Source organism: Arthrobacter sp. Z1-9 (genome assembly GCF_054792695.1).
This window is the reverse complement of sequence record NZ_CP096456.1, coordinates 911,275-926,572: the sequence shown is the minus strand read 5'-3', so window position 1 is coordinate 926,572 and position 15,298 is coordinate 911,275. Positions and strand designations below refer to the sequence as shown.

The 15,298-nt window shown below is 64.9% G+C and carries 16 protein-coding genes, 1 tRNA gene and 1 riboswitch; of the genes, 11 read left to right on the top strand and 6 right to left on the bottom strand.

The window, feature by feature from the left end; genetic code table 11:
* Nucleotides 1-228: 228 nt before the first annotated feature.
* The 6 genes from M1D93_RS04360 (at nucleotide 229) to M1D93_RS04335 (ending at nucleotide 5,943) form a co-directional block, all read left to right on the top strand.
* Nucleotides 229-302, top strand: a tRNA-Arg gene (locus M1D93_RS04360).
* 161 nt (nucleotides 303-463) lie between these two features.
* On the top strand, nucleotides 464-1,918 hold the full coding sequence (locus tag M1D93_RS04355; protein WP_461173952.1) for a dihydrolipoyl dehydrogenase family protein: 1,455 nt from the start codon (nucleotides 464-466) through the stop codon (nucleotides 1,916-1,918).
* Nucleotides 1,919-1,986: 68 nt separating this feature from the next.
* Complete coding sequence (locus M1D93_RS04350; RefSeq protein ID WP_461173951.1) at nucleotides 1,987-2,712, top strand: ABC transporter ATP-binding protein; 726 nt, start codon at nucleotides 1,987-1,989, stop codon at nucleotides 2,710-2,712.
* Nucleotides 2,709-4,745, top strand: a complete 2,037-nt coding sequence (locus M1D93_RS04345) for a YhgE/Pip family protein (RefSeq protein ID WP_461173950.1) — start codon at nucleotides 2,709-2,711, stop codon at nucleotides 4,743-4,745. Before M1D93_RS04350 ends, M1D93_RS04345 begins: the two co-directional genes overlap by 4 nt.
* A complete protein-coding gene (locus M1D93_RS04340; protein ID WP_461173949.1) occupies nucleotides 4,742-5,386 on the top strand; it encodes a TetR/AcrR family transcriptional regulator in 645 nt (214 codons plus the stop codon). The genes M1D93_RS04345 and M1D93_RS04340 overlap by 4 nt, the downstream gene beginning before the upstream one ends.
* Before the next feature lie 17 nt (nucleotides 5,387-5,403).
* Entirely contained in the window at nucleotides 5,404-5,943 is a 540-nt protein-coding gene (locus M1D93_RS04335; RefSeq protein ID WP_461173948.1) for a hypothetical protein, read from the top strand.
* Between the two features lie 6 nt (nucleotides 5,944-5,949).
* Here M1D93_RS04335 and M1D93_RS04330 read toward each other — a convergent pair whose 3' ends face one another.
* Both M1D93_RS04330 and M1D93_RS04325 read right to left on the bottom strand, forming a co-directional pair.
* Nucleotides 5,950-6,477, bottom strand: coding sequence for a SixA phosphatase family protein (locus M1D93_RS04330; RefSeq protein WP_163167933.1), 528 nt, complete (start codon nucleotides 6,475-6,477; stop codon nucleotides 5,950-5,952).
* A gap of 49 nt (nucleotides 6,478-6,526) precedes the next feature.
* Nucleotides 6,527-7,393 (bottom strand): winged helix-turn-helix domain-containing protein, encoded by an 867-nt coding sequence (locus tag M1D93_RS04325; RefSeq protein ID WP_461173947.1) that lies wholly within the window; start codon nucleotides 7,391-7,393, stop codon nucleotides 6,527-6,529.
* Nucleotides 7,394-8,098: 705 nt separating this feature from the next.
* Between M1D93_RS04325 and M1D93_RS04320 the strand changes: the two genes are divergently transcribed.
* The 4 genes from M1D93_RS04320 (at nucleotide 8,099) to M1D93_RS04305 (ending at nucleotide 11,937) form a co-directional block, all read left to right on the top strand.
* On the top strand, nucleotides 8,099-8,839 hold the full coding sequence (locus tag M1D93_RS04320; protein WP_461173946.1) for a response regulator transcription factor: 741 nt from the start codon (nucleotides 8,099-8,101) through the stop codon (nucleotides 8,837-8,839).
* A gap of 7 nt (nucleotides 8,840-8,846) precedes the next feature.
* The gene (locus tag M1D93_RS04315; RefSeq protein WP_461173945.1) at nucleotides 8,847-10,376 is read left to right on the top strand and encodes a HAMP domain-containing sensor histidine kinase; all 1,530 of its coding nucleotides are present in this window, start codon (nucleotides 8,847-8,849) and stop codon (nucleotides 10,374-10,376) included.
* A 93-nt stretch (nucleotides 10,377-10,469) separates the two neighbouring features.
* A riboswitch (cyclic di-AMP (ydaO/yuaA leader) is annotated at nucleotides 10,470-10,630 on the top strand.
* 5 nt (nucleotides 10,631-10,635) lie between these two features.
* Nucleotides 10,636-11,373 carry an aggregation-promoting factor C-terminal-like domain-containing protein gene (locus tag M1D93_RS04310; RefSeq protein WP_461173944.1) on the top strand — a complete coding sequence of 246 codons (738 nt, stop codon included), beginning with the start codon at nucleotides 10,636-10,638 and terminating at the stop codon, nucleotides 11,371-11,373.
* A gap of 120 nt (nucleotides 11,374-11,493) precedes the next feature.
* Nucleotides 11,494-11,937: a YdeI/OmpD-associated family protein gene (locus M1D93_RS04305; RefSeq protein ID WP_461173943.1), complete on the top strand. Its 444-nt coding sequence runs from the start codon at nucleotides 11,494-11,496 to the stop codon at nucleotides 11,935-11,937.
* Here the strand turns inward: M1D93_RS04305 and M1D93_RS04300 are convergent.
* The 4 genes from M1D93_RS04300 to M1D93_RS04285 all read right to left on the bottom strand — a co-directional run bounded on the left by M1D93_RS04300 (nucleotide 11,918) and on the right by M1D93_RS04285 (nucleotide 14,714).
* The gene (locus M1D93_RS04300) at nucleotides 11,918-12,598 is read right to left on the bottom strand and encodes an HAD-IA family hydrolase (protein ID WP_461173942.1); all 681 of its coding nucleotides are present in this window, start codon (nucleotides 12,596-12,598) and stop codon (nucleotides 11,918-11,920) included. The genes M1D93_RS04305 and M1D93_RS04300 overlap by 20 nt on opposite strands.
* 109 nt (nucleotides 12,599-12,707) lie before the next feature.
* Nucleotides 12,708-13,082 carry a glyoxalase superfamily protein gene (locus tag M1D93_RS04295; protein ID WP_461173941.1) on the bottom strand — a complete coding sequence of 125 codons (375 nt, stop codon included), beginning with the start codon at nucleotides 13,080-13,082 and terminating at the stop codon, nucleotides 12,708-12,710.
* A 45-nt stretch (nucleotides 13,083-13,127) separates the two neighbouring features.
* Nucleotides 13,128-13,763 (bottom strand): uracil phosphoribosyltransferase, encoded by a 636-nt coding sequence (gene upp, locus M1D93_RS04290; protein ID WP_461173940.1) that lies wholly within the window; start codon nucleotides 13,761-13,763, stop codon nucleotides 13,128-13,130.
* A gap of 42 nt (nucleotides 13,764-13,805) precedes the next feature.
* Nucleotides 13,806-14,714, bottom strand: a complete 909-nt coding sequence (locus M1D93_RS04285) for a phosphatase PAP2 family protein (protein ID WP_461173939.1) — start codon at nucleotides 14,712-14,714, stop codon at nucleotides 13,806-13,808.
* Between the two features lie 61 nt (nucleotides 14,715-14,775).
* On the opposite strand from M1D93_RS04285, the gene M1D93_RS04280 reads away from it, so the two are divergent.
* On the top strand, nucleotides 14,776-15,282 hold the full coding sequence (locus M1D93_RS04280) for a nucleoside deaminase (RefSeq protein WP_461173938.1): 507 nt from the start codon (nucleotides 14,776-14,778) through the stop codon (nucleotides 15,280-15,282).
* Nucleotides 15,283-15,298: the final 16 nt, after the last annotated feature.

The following is a 15,298-nucleotide window of genomic DNA, read 5'->3' as shown; positions in this document are numbered from 1 at the left end:
GGACCACCGGAGTTTTTGGGACGTATGCTGAGCATTTAGCCCCGCAGAAACACGTTTCCGCGGGAAATCAAGGAATGTCAGGTTCAAATCGTCCCATAAAGTGACGAAGGTCACCTATACCGGTCTAGTCGCGGAGATTACATGCTGTCCGATTTGGCATCGCGGCCAACCCTCGCGTAAAGTAATTCGAGGTTCAGGGAGAGCGGTTCTTCTCCCCGGACACAAGATGCGCCCATAGCTCAGCTGGATAGAGCGTCTGTCTACGGAACAGAAGGTCAGGGGTTCGAATCCCTTTGGGCGCACAGATAAGGTCCGCACCGGTTAGCCGGTGCGGACCTTTTGCTTTGCCCGCTAAAAGTTACGGTTAGCGGCCAAAAGTTACGCGATCAAACGTGTGCAACCCGCAGTCCGCCCGCCGTTCCGCCTCAGGCCGCTGGCCGGATCCCGGGCGTAGGCTTTCCCCATGATGCCCGAGGCGATTTCGCGTGAATTTGATGTTGTAGTGATCGGCGCCGGCGCCGTCGGGGAAAACGTGGCTGACAGGGTGGTACAGGGCGGCCTCACGGCCGTGCTCGTGGAAGCTGAACTGGTGGGCGGTGAGTGCTCCTACTGGGCGTGTATGCCCTCAAAAGCCCTGCTCCGCCCCGGCACGGCCCTCCATGGAGCCCAGACCGCACCGGGCGCCAAGGAAGCAGTGACGCGGACCCTTGATGCGGCCGCCGTCCTCAAGCGCCGTGACTACATGACATCGAACTGGCAGGATGACGGGCAGGTCCAGTGGGTCCAGGACACGGACATCGAACTGATCCGCGGCCATGCTTGGCTGACTGCGCCCAAGTCCGTGGAAGTCGCGGGGCTCGACGGCAACTCATACCAGCTTCAGGCCCGCCATGCGGTGGTGCTGGCCACCGGTTCAGCTCCCAACAATCCTCCTATAGACGGGCTTCAGGACGTGCAGGTTTGGGGAACCCGGGAGGCAACCTCAGCCAAGGCAGTTCCGCCGCGGCTTGCGGTACTGGGTGGCGGCGTTGCCGGGGTGGAACTGGCCCAGGCCTACGCACGGCTGGGTTCCACTGTGACGCTCGTGGCACGCAGCGGACTGCTCCGGACCTTCCCGGCCGACGCAGCCAACTTGGTCGCGGCAGGCTTGCGCGCCGATGGCGTGGAGATCCGGCTCCACACCACCACGGAAAGCATTAGCGAGAACGACGACGGCTCGCTGAGCCTGCAACTGGCTGACGGTTCCAGCGTGACCGCCGAAAAGGTCCTCGTGGCCACAGGCCGGCATCCCGCCTTGGAAGGCCTGGGGCTGGAAAGCGTTGGATTTGAGGCCACAGGGGCCGGGCACCTCACCCTTCACACGGACAATTCGGGGTTGGTGGAAGGAGCCCCCGGCGGGGAACCCTGGCTGTATGCAGTTGGTGACGCCGCCGGCAAGAACCTGTTTACACACCAGGGCAAGTACGAGGCCCGGGCCACCGGAGACGCCATTGCTGCCCGCGCCAAGGGGGAACTGGAAGGTCAAGCCAGGGACTGGAGCCGCTTCGCGCAAAGTGCCAACGAGCATGCAGTACCCCGCGTTGTTTTCACCGACCCGGAGCTCGCAGCCGTCGGCCGCACCCTGGACATTGCACAAAAGGACGGCTACAACGCTTCTTCCGTGGAACTTCCCATCCAGGTGGCGGGGTCGTCGCTGCACTCGGAGAACTACGAGGGGTGGGCACAGCTGGTGATTGACGAGGACCGCAAGGTTCTCCTCGGTGCGACGTTCGCCGGGCCGGACGTGGCGGAACTCCTGCACGCCGCCACTATTGCCGTGGTGGGAGAAGTACCGCTTGACCGCCTGTGGCATGCCGTCCCCTCCTACCCCACCATCAGCGAGGTCTGGCTGCGGCTCCTGGAAAAGTACGGGCTGTAGGTTGCGTATTTGAACTGACTAGTCAGTTCAAATAGAATGGGTGCCGAACCCCTCCCCGAAAGGCACCCTTGCTCCTGGCTCAGCAACTCCATGTCCATGGCCGCCGGGATGCCCTGCTCCCGGCAACTTCCTTTGAGGCAGGCCGCGGGGAACTGGTACTCGCCTGCGGGGAACGGCAGGATCAGCGGACTGCTCTGGCCCTGGTACTGAGCGGCCGAATGAAACCAAACGGCGGCTCCGTCAGCTGGGACGGCACCCGCGGTATCAGGGCACTCCGCACGGCCAGCGCCCTTGTTGATGCCCCCGGCGTCAACGAGCCCGAGCGGCACCTGAGTGTGCGCGACCTGGTGACGGAAGACCTGGCCCTGATCCCCCGCCGGTACCGCGGCGCCCTGCTCAGCAGTCCGTGGCTTAAGGTGAACCGCTTTGAGGACATCGCCGGCCTGTGGACCGAGCAGCTGGATCCTTCCCGCCGGCTGGAACTCCTGACGGCGCTGGCTCTGGCCAGCCCGCATACCGACTTGCTGGTGGTCGACTCACCGGACCGGCACAGCGCCGACGCCGGCACCTGGCTGCCACGCCTGGAGCAGCTGGCGTTCGACGCCGGACGGCCGCTCGCCGTCGTTGCGGCGGTAGCTGCCCCGCCGCCGTCGTGGTCCGGGCCGATTGTTGCGATCGGCAACGCCGTGCCCCATGAGCCCGTGCCCCACGAGCTCAAGGCCGGGACGGAAGCTGAAACGGAAAGCCCCGCCGATGCCCGCGGACTCAAACTCGAAACCCAGGATACGAAATGACAGTGCTGCGGCTGGCCCGCTCTGAACTCAAGCGAATGACAGGCGGGCTGCTGCCGAAGCTGACCATCGTGGCGCTGACCATGGTCCCGCTGCTCTACGGCGCCGTGTACCTATATGCCAACTGGGACCCGTACGGCAACCTGGACCAGATCGACGCCGCACTGGTGGTTGAGGACGCCGGTGCCACCGCCCGCGACGGCTCCAAACTCCTGGCAGGCAGGGAAGTCGCCGACAGCCTGGTGGAGGGAAACGTCTTCCACTGGATCCCGGTGGCGGGCGCGGACGAAGCGGACGACGGTGTGGCCAGCGGCAAGTACGCCTTCGCACTGAAAATACCGCAGGACTTTTCCGCCCACCTCGTCTCCCCCGGCAGCTTCGATTCCGCCAGCCAAGCCATGCTCAACGTCACCACAAACGACGCCAACAACTATCTGCTGAGCACCATCGTGGACAAGCTGACCACGTCCGTCCACAGCACGGTTGCAGCCGACGTCGGCGAAGAAACCGCCAACCAGCTGCTCACCGGATTCGGCACCATCCACACGCAGATGGTCAAGGCGGCTGACGGCGCCGGCCGGCTTGCCGACGGCGTGGCCACCCTCCAGCACGGGAGTGTGGCCCTCCATGACGGGGCTGCGGGGCTGAGCAGCGGAGCTGACGAGCTTTACGCGGGTCAGCTCAAACTGCGCGACGGCGCCAACCAGCTGACCGACGGCGCCGGCCAGCTGAGCAGCGGGCTCTCCGTCCTGAGGGACAAGACAGCAACGTTGCCCGGTGATTCCCGGACACTGGCAGCGGGTGCCGCGCAGGTTGCCGCCGGAAATGCCCAGCTGAACACCAAGGTCCAGGACGTTGCCGCCCAGCTGGACGTTGCTGACCAGGGACTTCGCACCCGTGTGGTGGAGTCGAACAACAGGCTGATGGCTGCCGGCGTCCTCACGCAGGAGCAGGCGAGCAGCATCCTGGCCGACTTCGACGCGGTCTCCGGCTCCAGCCCGGTGGCAGCTGCCAAAGCAAAAATCCAGACCGACGCTGCGCAGGTCCAGCAGCTGGCAGACGGCGCCGAGGCCGTCAGTGTGGGTGCGGCACAACTGGCCGCCGCCACGCCGGCACTGAAAGAAGCGATCACGCAGTCCTCCGGAGGTGCGGACCAGCTGCACACGGGAGCGGCGGCGCTTGCCACGGGGCAGCAGTCAGCGGCGGATGGTGCCGCCGCCGTGGCCGACGGAGCGCACAGGCTCGACGCCGGCGCGGCGCAGCTCGAGGAGGGCGCAGGGTCCGCCGCGGACGGTTCCCGGACCCTCGCCAACGAGATTGCGGGAGGTGCCGGTCAGGTTCCGAATCCGGACGACGCCCAGAAAAGCAACCTGTCGCAGGTGATCGCCGATCCTGTGGCTGTCAGCAACGTTTCGCAGGCAAAGGCCGGGTCCTACGGCGCCGGGCTGGCGCCGTTTTTCCTCACTCTTGCCTTGTGGATCGGCATCTTTATGTTGATCCAGGCAATGCGGCCCCTCACGCAAAGGGCGCTCGCGTCCAATGCCCGCTCCTGGAAAATCGCCGTCGGGGGCTGGCTGCCTTTCCTGGCCGTCTCGGTGGTGCAGGCCACCCTCCTCACCCTGGTGGTTAACCTGGCGCTGGGCCTGGACGCCGCCTATCCCGTCCTGATGTGGCTCTTTATGCTGGCCGCCGCCATGGCTTTCAGTGCCCTCATCCAGGGCATCGTGGCATTGCTGGGCTCCCCCGGAAAGCTTGTGGTCCTGATCCTGCTGGTCCTGCAGCTGGTTTCCTCCGGTGGAACCTTCCCGTGGCAGACCACGCCACAGCCCCTCCACGTGGTGCACGAAATCCTGCCCATGGGCTACGTGGTGACGGGAATGAGGCACCTGATCTACGGCGCCGACCTCTCCATGATCGTCCCCACCGTGCTGGGACTTGCGGGGTACACGGCGCTGGGCCTGGTCATGTCCATCCTGGCCGTCCGCAAGGGAAAATACTGGACGCTCAAGACGCTGAAGCCGGAGATTGCAGTATGAGTGCCGCCGATCTGGAGCCAGCGAAAAAACTCCGCCCCGCGAGGACGACGGCCACACGGCAGAAGCTCTTTGACGCCTCCATGGAGCTGATCGGTGAACGTGGTGCCGCCGGTGTGACTGTTGATGAGATTGCAGTTGCTGCAGGCGTTTCCAAGGGGACGGTTTACTACAATTTCGGCAGCAAGTCCGACCTCATCGCGCAGCTGTTGCGGTACGGCGTGGATATCCTCAAGGGCCGGCTGCTGGGGGCGCCGGGCGGCGCCTCCCGCCAGGATCCGTTGCGTGCCATGGAAGCCATGATCGGCCAGGCCATGGACTTTATGGCCGAGTACCCGTCCTTTGCCCGGCTGTGGATGAGCGAGAACTGGCGCACGCCCAGCGAATGGCAAGGGACCTTTACGCTCCTGCGGGCCGAGCTCCTGGCGGTCATTGCTGCAGCGGTGGAAAACGTTGCCAAAGCGTACCCTGTGGATCAGTCCGTTTCCCGGGGCAGCCTGGAAACGGCAATTTTTGGCGCATGCTTTGTGGTGGGGCTTGACCGGCAGACCTACAACCCGGAGCGCACCCGTGACCAAAGCGTTGCAGCAATCATGGCCATCATGCGCGGCTACGTGCTGAAGCAGCCCGCTTCTCAGGGATGATGGTGAACATGCGCCACATGGGGAACAGCGGAAAATTCGCGGTCATCAGCGGCATCGTGGCTGCAGGGCTGCTGGTTCTGACAGGCATGACGCTGGCGGAACCCGTGTTCACCGCTTTCCTCGGCGTCCTCGCGCTCGCCTGCCTCGCCTGCATCACGGAAGTACTGCGCCGTCGACGCTTCGTTATGCTCGCCATTGCCGGCCTGTCCACGAGCCTCGCCGTGGCGGGATCGCTGGCCTTCCTGAGCACGTGGGAGCTGGCTTCCACCGACGAGGCGTCAGTGTTCGGCACCCCGCTGCCCACCTCAGACCCGGACAACTACTTCTTCCTGGCCGCGCTCTCGGCGCTGACCGCCCTGGCAGCACTGTTCACGGGCGCCGTATGGCCAGGACGCCGGCGCACTGCGCAAGCCGGCGCATCCCGTCCTGCCGGGGTCCGGGCCGCTGGCCGCGGCGGCAGCAACTCCGCGAGGAGGACAACCGCACGGCAGGCCAGCGCTGCTCAGCCGCGCACTCCGCCCGGCGGACGCGGGCAAGTGCGGCAGCCGAGGAATTAGCTTGCGCTAGTGGGCCCGGGGCACCTTGAATTTGGTGATCCGCGCGTCCTGTCCGTCCAGCTCCGCCCAGGACTTCTCCGTTTCGAGGACGGTGAGGGCGTTGGTGGGATACCTCGTGGCGGCGTCCATGTAGGCATCGTGGTCTGAATCGCGTGAGGCGAGGTGCATGGCAAGGTCCTGCACCCCTGGCAGGTGCGCGATCAGCATCAGCGTTGTGACGGTATCGGGCACATGGTTGACCACGGTGAGCATCCGCAGCGCGGAGGAAGCGTAGAGCCCGTCTTCGAGCTTGGGCGTCGGCGCCTTGTCCCCCAGTTCGGAACATACCCACGTGCAGGTCTGCCGGGTCCTCAGGGCGCTGGAGCACAGGATGAAGTCGGGCACGATGTTGTGCTTGAGCAGCCAGCGCCCGGCGAGGGGCGCCTCCCGGTGGCCCCGCTCCTCCAGCGGCCGCTCGTGGTCAGCTACGCCGCCAGGCCAATCGGCTTTGGCATGCCGCATGATCACAAGGCGTCGAAGATGGTGCTGGCTCATGGCCCAAGCCTAAGGCACCGCCAAACTGCCGCTTACTGCCTGTAAGGGGCTAGATCGAGTATTCCGGAGCGGCCCAGACAACAACCTCGGGGTGCTCGTAGAACCGGTAACCCTGGCCGCGAACGGTGCGCACAGTGTTGGCGAGGCGGCCCAGCTTGGAGCGGAGGCGGCGGATGTGGACATCGATGGTGCGCTCGTTGGGCACTTCTTCGGCGTTGCGCCACAAGCCTTCGAGCAGCTCGTCGCGTCCCACCGTGCGGGTTCCGTTTTCCACGAGGTAGTTCAGGAGTTCAAACTCCTTGAACGTGAGGTTCAGGGATTCACCGTCCAGGTGCACTTCGCGGCGGGCGAGGTCGATCAGGACGCCGGAGGGACGCGGCTCCTGGGGCTGCTGCGGCCGCGGCGTTTCGGTGCGCTGGCGGGTGTTGACCGTAGGGTCACCGAAAGTGGAGCGGACGACGTCCAGCGCCGAGCCGGGCGTGCCGGCAGGGGCAACCGCAACAGCGGCGTAGCTCTCGGCTCCCGTTACCAGGGACTGGGCGTAAGCACGGATTTCCTGGGCAAGCTTGGCGATGGAGGTACCGGCGGCGGCTGCGGTTTCCTCGTCGATTCCCATGTAGAGAACGAATCCCCGGGCAACGTTGTCATTTGCCACCGGGCGGACCGGATTCGGCCCGGCGACTACGGGGGTGGGAGCAGTGACCGGCGCGGCCTCGGCGGGCGGAACGGCACGAAGCTGGCCGTAGGAGTTGGGGTTGTAGCCCTGGGGGCCGTATCCCGAGCCGGGAAAGCTGCTTCCGGACGTGGCGGGAGCAAGGGACGTGCGTGGTCCGAAGCCGGGACGGAGGCCGGAAGGCTGGCCGCCCTTGGCGGCGTTACGGACGGAAATGTGGACGTATCCGGATGCAACTGACATGGATTGCTTACCTCAATGTGAATGGCCGTCATCGCGGCTCGAATGTTTGGTTCCCCGCACTGAAACTGGGGAGGGACGCCCGACGCTGGGCTGGGGGGCGTATGCCGACGAACTTCGAGGGGTGGGAAGATCAGGCGTACATTCGACAACAGCGCATGTCGGCAGCAGCTGATGTGCTGGGCCAATAGTCTGCGGCTGCAGGTGCTGTTGAGTTCTTGTTCACAATGGAAGTGTGCAGCGTAACAATGCCAACTTGCAAGTAACAATGGACGCTTTAGTCCGCATTCTGAGACAAAAGCGCTTGATGTGGTGCAGATCACGATTCTGGACAATGGTCAGATTGCTGATCATTATCCCGCTTTTCCGGCCCCTTGGCCCCACCGGCGGAACTTAATTCGCCCTTTGCTTCACCCGCGGCCTTTTTCTTCAGATGTGCCGGTAATGCCGGAATCGTCCCCGCCTACGGCCCCGCTGTCCAGCGGCAGCCGGATCTGGACGGGCAAATCACTCGTCCCCACCCGCCGCAACGGCGGCGCTGGTGCAAGAACAACGTTGTCCGGAGTTGCATTGCCTCGTCATGACGCAGCAGCAGCCGCTCCTTTTCCGTACCCAGCCTTCACCCGCCCAGCTCGCTAGGCTGGGATTCACAGCTGAGACACAGGAAGCCCATAGTCCCGGCTCAACGATTGATCGGAGAGTTGTTCCATGGCCACTTCGCACTCCATGACCAACAACCTCCCCCAGCTCTCCCACCCGGACGGGTCCCCCATCCGTGCCCTGGTGGTGGACGACGAGCCAAGCCTCTCGGAACTCATGAGCATGGGCCTGCGCATGGCCAATTGGTTGGTGGCTGTTGCGGCCGACGGCCCTGAAGCCGTGAAACTGGCCAAGGACTTCCGACCAGACGTCCTGGTCCTTGATGTGATGCTCCCGGGGTTCGACGGCGTCGAGCTACTGGGAAGGATCCGCACGTTCGCGCCCGAAGTGCCCGCTCTCTTCCTTACCGCCAAGGACGCGGTCCAGGACCGGATCGTGGGCCTGGCGGCCGGAGGCGACGATTACGTCACCAAACCGTTCAGCATGGAGGAAGTCCTGCTTCGGCTGCACCGCCTGGTCCAGCGCTCCGGGGTTGCCGCCATGGATACGGCCGAACTGGTGGTGGGCGACCTGGTGCTCAACGTGGATACCCGCGAGGTAACCCGGGCAGGCGAGGAGCTGCAGCTGACGGCTACGCAGTTCGAGCTTCTCCGCTACCTCATGGAGAATCCCAAGCGGGTCATCAGCAAGGCGCAAATCCTGGACCGGGTATGGAACTACGACTTCGGCGGCCAGGCCAACATCGTTGAGCTCTACATTTCCTACCTGCGCAAGAAGGTGGACGCCGTGCACCCGCCCATGATCCATACCGTTCGCGGCGCCGGGTACGTCATCAAGCCTGCCGAGTAGGCGCACCATGGCGCCACAACAGGCAGCTGATCCCCACCGCCGGAGCTGGCTCAAACCCGGCACCTGGCACTTGCGAACCCGCCTCATCCTCCTCGCCATGGCCCTGCTGATCGCCATCTGCGGTGCGGTGGGCGTGGCCAGCTATGCCTCCATGGATGCGTTCCTGACCCGCCAGCTGGACGAACAGCTGAACCAGGCCGCAGACCGGTCCAATAATCCGGGCCGCCCTCCGAATGGCGGTTTCAATGGACGGGACCCCCTGGACGCCCGCGGCCAAAGCGTCGGAACCATGAACGCGCGCATCCTGAACGGCCAAGTCAACAGCGGCGGCTTCCTCACCTCGGACACCACCCGTTCGCCCCTCTCCACTGAGGACAAGCAGGCCCTGTTGGGGCTGGCTACAGACACGCAACCCGTCAAACGCACCCTCTCGAACGGCGACTACCGGCTGGTAGCGGTGAAAACGAACTTCGGCGATGTCCTGGTCACCGGGCTCCCCCTTGCCGGCAAGGAAAGCACGCTTGCCTCCCTTGTGTGGACGTTTGTGTTTGTTTCCCTGGGCGGACTGCTGCTGATCGGACTGGTGGGGACCGTCCTTATCCGCCGCACCATGAAGCCGCTCGAACAGCTGTCCGAGGTGGCCACCCGGGTATCGCAGCTGCCCCTGGACGCCGGCGAGGTGGCGCTCGCGGTGCGCGTGCCGCCGTCGAACTCCAATCCCGGGACGGAAGTGGGTAGCGTCGGGCACGCGCTCAACCTCATGCTGGACAACGTGGCAAACGCGCTGCAGGCGCGCCAGAAGAGCGAAACAAAGGTGCGCCAGTTTGTGGCCGACGCCTCCCACGAGCTGCGCACTCCCCTGACCGCCATCCGCGGCTACACCGAGCTGATGAGGATGACGGAGTCTTTAACCCCGGACGGCCAAAAGTCCCTTGCCCGCGTACAGAGCCAGTCGGAGCGGATGACTGCCTTGGTGGAAGACCTGCTGCTGCTTGCCCGGCTCGATGAGGGCCAGCCGCTGAAGCTTAGCGAGGTGGACCTTACGCAGCTGGTGGTCGAAACCGTCAGTGATGAAAAGGTTATGGCACCCGGCCACACCTGGCGGCTGGAACTTCCGAATGAGCCGGTGGTGGTCAACGGTGACGCGTCGCAGCTGCGCCAGGTGCTGATGAACCTGCTCTCCAACGCGCGGAAACACACGCCGGCCGGAACAACGGTTGTTACAGGAGTTGGGGTGACGGCCGAAGGTGCTGCGCTGGTAACGGTAACGGACGACGGCGGCGGTATCCCGGCGGAGTTTATGGACCACGCCTTTTCACGCTTCGCCCGCGCAGACGCGGCCCGGAAGGGCGCGGGAGACCAAGCGGGCGCTTCAGCGGCAGAAGGCACCAGTGGCTTGGGGTTGTCCATCGTCGAATCAATTGTTGAGGCCCACGGCGGAACGGTAACGGTGACATCACAACCAGGGCGTACACAGTTCGCCGTCCAGATCCCGCTGGCGCGTACGGGGCAGCAAGGCGACGCGCCGCCGTCGTGATCTCTGTTACCAAAATGTGACTCAGGCGCCGTATTCCTGTACCGTCGATTGGGTGCAGTTCGTGTTCGAACCGCATATCCGGATGACGCCAAGCTCTGCCACTTCCCGGATTCCCTTTGAACATAGGCAGAGGCGGGGGACCCACCGTCCCGGGCACTGATTGCCCTTGGGGTTAAGCCAGCACGTGATCTTTCCGTGTGGCCGGATGCCCTCATCCGAACCCGACAGCTAACTCCGCAGGTGTGAGAGGCGATTCATCATGTTCAAAAACCTGGTAAAACCACGTCCAAAAAACGGTTCTGCACCGCACGCTGGACCGGAAACCGGCACAATTCCTTCCTTCGGCAAACGCGCCGCTGTTATTGCCGCATCCTGCGCACTCCTCGTTGGAGTGGGAGCCGCGGGACAGGCTACGGAAACCAGTATCCGTGGAGCGGCCACTGAAACGCAGGCCGCCCAGGCGCAGTCGAACCTCAGCATCGAGAAGAGCGAGATTACGTCCAATCCGGCGCCTGAGCCCGCCGCGCCGGAAATAGCTGTAGCCCCGCAAGCGGCAGAGCCCGCACCGGTTCCGGCACCTGCTCCGGCCCCCGAGCCCGCGCCGGTTGCCGCCCCTGAGCCGGCTCCAGCACCCGCTCCCGAGCCCGCTCCGGCACCTGCCCCCGAGCCTGCGCCCGTCGTCGCGGTCAACGATCCCGCCGGCGCCCAGGCGTACGCCGCCGGCCAGCTGGGGAACTACGGCTGGGCTCCTGACCAGATGCAGTGCCTGGTAACCCTGTGGAACAAGGAATCGGACTGGACCACCACGGCCACCAACCCGAGCAGCGGCGCCTACGGCATCGTGCAGTCCCTGCCCGCCGAGAAGATGGCCAGCGCCGGCGCGGATTACCTCACCAACTACCGCACGCAGATCAACTGGGGCCTGAACTACATCCAGGAGCGTTACCAGTCGCCGTGCGGTGCGTTGAACTTCCACCTGTCGAATAACTGGTACTAACCCGTAATGGCTTGTGCGGTACTACAACACGCGAGTGCTACAACACGCGGGTAGTACAACAGCCGGCTGCTGAGGTCCGGGACCTTCTGGAGGGCCCGGCCGCCCGGCATACTGTGATGCATGAAGTTCACCACCACCATCCAGGGCAGCGGCAATAAAACCGGCATCGAAGTCCCCCAGCAGGTTGTTGCGGAGCTGGGAGCCGGCAGGCGGCCGCCTGTGGTGGTGACCGTCAACGGCAAGAGCTATCGCAGCAGCATCGCTGTGATGGGCGGCCAGAACCTCATTTCGCTGAGCGCAGCCAACAGGGAGTTCGTCGGTGTGCAGGCGGGAGACACCGTTGAAGTGACCCTGGAACTGGACACGCAGCCGCGCATCATTGAGATTCCGGAGGATCTTGCGGCTGCAATGGCGGCGGAGCCGGCGGCGCAGGAGTTCTACGCGACCCTGGGCTACAGCTCCCAGCGGCGGTACGTTGAACCCTTGGGTGAAGCCAAAACGCCGGAAACCCGGGCCCGGCGCATCGCCAAAGTGGTGGCGGACCTCAAAGCCGGAAAGAAATGACCGTCCGGCCGTCCTCGTCCTTGTCCACGCAGGCGGTCACGGCACTGTAATCAGCAATGTGCAGCACCCCCGCCGGCAGCGCTCCCGTGTTGGGCCCCACGGCTACGGTGGGGATGCCCGCCGCCACGCCGGCTGCGATGCCGGCGGGAGCGTCTTCAAACACCACTGCCTCCGAAGGATCCACCCCAAGACCGGCAGCGGCCTTCAGGTACCCCTCGGGATCCGGCTTGCCCCGGGTGACAAGCTCTGCCGTCACCACCGTGGCCGGCATGGCCAGCCCCGCTGCCCCCATCCGGACGTCAGCAAGGACGCGGTCAGCCGAGGTCACCAGCGCGACGGCGTCCGCCGGCAGGGCGGCCAGCAGCCGGGCTGCTCCGGGCAGGGGCAGGATGCCCTCGGTCCGGACGCGTTCCATGGCACCGAGTTCCGCTGTCAGCGCCAGCACGTCTGCCCCCGGCGGCGCAAAACGCCTGACGGTATCGCCGGCTTGGACACCGTGCGAGGTCCGGAGTATTTCCTCGATGTCCAGCCCGTAGCGGGCGGCAAATTCACCCCACACCTGTTCCACCACTGCGGTGGAGTCCACAAGGGTGCCGTCCATGTCGAAGAGGACGGCGCGGCAGGTCAGGGTCCGGGCAGCAGCCGGCGTGGAGAGGTTCACGGTCCCCATTGTGCCCCAGGCACGGCGCCCAAGGGATGTCACCGCCGCGACATGCGTCACGAAAACAACCCGGTCTGCGTCACGGATACAGTCGCCCGGGCGCGGGATGTCAGGCGCTGCGCCCGGGGATGTACTGGACGGCCCACCGGTTGCCGTCGGGATCGGCAAAATATACAAAGTGGCCCCAGTCCTGCACGTCCACGTCGCTGACGTCCACCCCGTTGCTTTTGAGGTGCTGGTGCGCCGCATGAATATCGCTGACCACCAGTTGCAGGTTGGAACCGGTGCCGGGAGGCGCGTCCGTAAGCCCCTCGCCAATACAAATTGAGCAGGCTGAACCGGGAGGCGTCAACTGGACAAAGCGGATGGAGTCCGTTGGCCGTTCATCAAAGTCCGCGTTGAAGCCCACCTGGTTGACGTAGAAATCCTTGGCGCGGTCCACGTCGGACACAGGGACATACACAAGTTCGAGTTTCCAGTCCATCCGCAGAGGCTAACGGCGGGAGGCGGAATGAAAAAGGCTTGAGGACTACCCTGCGATGCCGTAGAGGCGGTCGCCCGCGTCTCCCAGCCCAGGCACGATGTACGACTTCTCGTTGAGCTTTTCGTCGATCGAGGCCAGGACGATGGTCACGTTGGCACCGGAAAGTTCCTCCTCCAGTTTCGCCAAACCTTCCGGGGCGGCAAGGAGGCAGATGCAGGTCACGTCTGAAGCGCCGCGCTTGAAGAGGAACTTGATGGCCTCGCGCAGGGTTCCACCCGTGGCCAGCATGGGATCCAGGACGAAGATCTGCCGGTCCGTGAGGTTTTCGGGGAGGCGCTCGGCATAGGTAATGATGTCCAGGGTTTCCTCGTCCCGGGCCATCCCCAGGAAGCCGACCTCGGCGGTGGGGACGAGTTTGGTCATGCCCTCGAGCATGCCCAGGCCGGCGCGCAGGATGGGGACCACCAGCGGAGTCGGTTTGGTGAACGCCGTACCCACGGTAGTGCTGACGGGCGTTTCGATGGTGACCGATTCGGTGCGGACCTCGCGGGTAGCCTCGTAGGCAAGGAGTGTCACCAGCTCCTCCGTCAGCTGCCGGAAGACCGGAGACGGGGTGTTCTTGTCCCGCAGGACGGTGAGCTTATGGGCGACCAGCGGGTGGTCCACAACGAGAGTGCGCATGGGTCAAAACTATCACCCGGTTGTTGGGACCCTCCCGTGCCGCTAGCCTTCTGCACCCGTCCGCGAGGAGCCGCCGTCGTTCCTTTGTGGGGGGCTGCCGGTCCCCTGCGGGGAGCCGCCGCCGCTCCCACGGAAAGTGCCGCCGTCGGGCGGTCCCGGGGTGCCGCCGTCGTTCCTTGCGGTAGTGCCCTCGCTGCTCTGGAGCGGTTCCTCGCGGAGGACTGGGTGCTCGAATGTTGGTGCCGGACCTGCATGTTCCCGTTTCCGAATCAGGTGGAACATCCGGTGGGCCAGGATCACCATGCACACCCAAGCCAGCCCCAGGAACCACCCGGCCATCACGTCCGTCATCCAGTGGTGCCCCAGGAATACCCTGCTCAACCCCATGGCGATGATGAAGATTGCCCCGGCGGTGATGGCCGTGATTCGTGCCCAGAGCATCTGGAACTGGAGGCACATGATGTACACCAGGACGCCGATCACCACTGTTGTATTGAGGGTGTGGCCGCTGGGGAACGAGGGGGTGGTCTCGAAGGGCGGCACTGCTTCGGAGTGGTCCGGGCGGGCCCTGCCCACCAGGCGCTTGCTCAGCGTGGTGGCCGTAGTGGAAACAAAAGCTGCACCGCCCACCAGGACGATGGGGCGCCAGGTGCGGCTCAGGAGGGTAAGCCAGGCCGTGAGGATGCTGGCGAGGATTGGCATGCCGATTCCACCGCCCACGTTCGTGAAGGCGGTGGCGAAGGCCTCCACTTCGGGGTTGCGCAGCGATTGGGAATATTCCAGCGCAGGAATATCAAGGCTTGCCAGCCCGTCCTCATCCACCACGTCCGAGTACACCTCGGCTCCCAGCAAGGCCATGGTGAGCACCAGTACGCCACCTATGATCATGGTCAGCCACAGGGCCGCATACGGCTTGATCCACTTGTCCACGCGGTCTCGGACGGTGCTCATTGTGCCTCCCGGCGGATGTGCGTCACGGGCTCTGGGTATTCTTCGAAACTATCATTGAGCCATGGTCTCCGCAGATAACAAATACGATGCCTGGATGGGCCTCGCCCTCGCGGAGGCGCGCCGTGCCCTTGCCACGGAGGACGTGCCGATCGGAGCCGTGGTCATAGGGCCCGACGGCGCCGTGCTGGGTTCCGGCCGGAACCAGCGGGAGGAGCTGGGCGACCCCACCGCCCATGCCGAAGTGGTTGCGATCCGGGAGGCGGCGGCGCGCTTGCGGGAGCTTGCACTTGCCGGTGGCGGGAGCGGAGACGGGTGGCGCCTGGCCGACTGCACGCTGGTAGTGACCCTGGAGCCCTGCGCGATGTGTGCCGGGGCGATTGTCCTGGCACGGATTCCCCGGGTGGTTTTCGGTGCCTGGGACGAGAAGGCCGGCGCGGCGGGGTCGGTGTTTGACGTGCTCCGCGAGCGCCGGCTCAATCACTGGGTTGAGGTCTACGGCGGGGTACGCGAAGCCGAATGCGGCGGGCTGCTGCGTGACTTCTTTGTGGGGCACCGTACCCGGCTGTAGGTGCTTCTGCGATCTG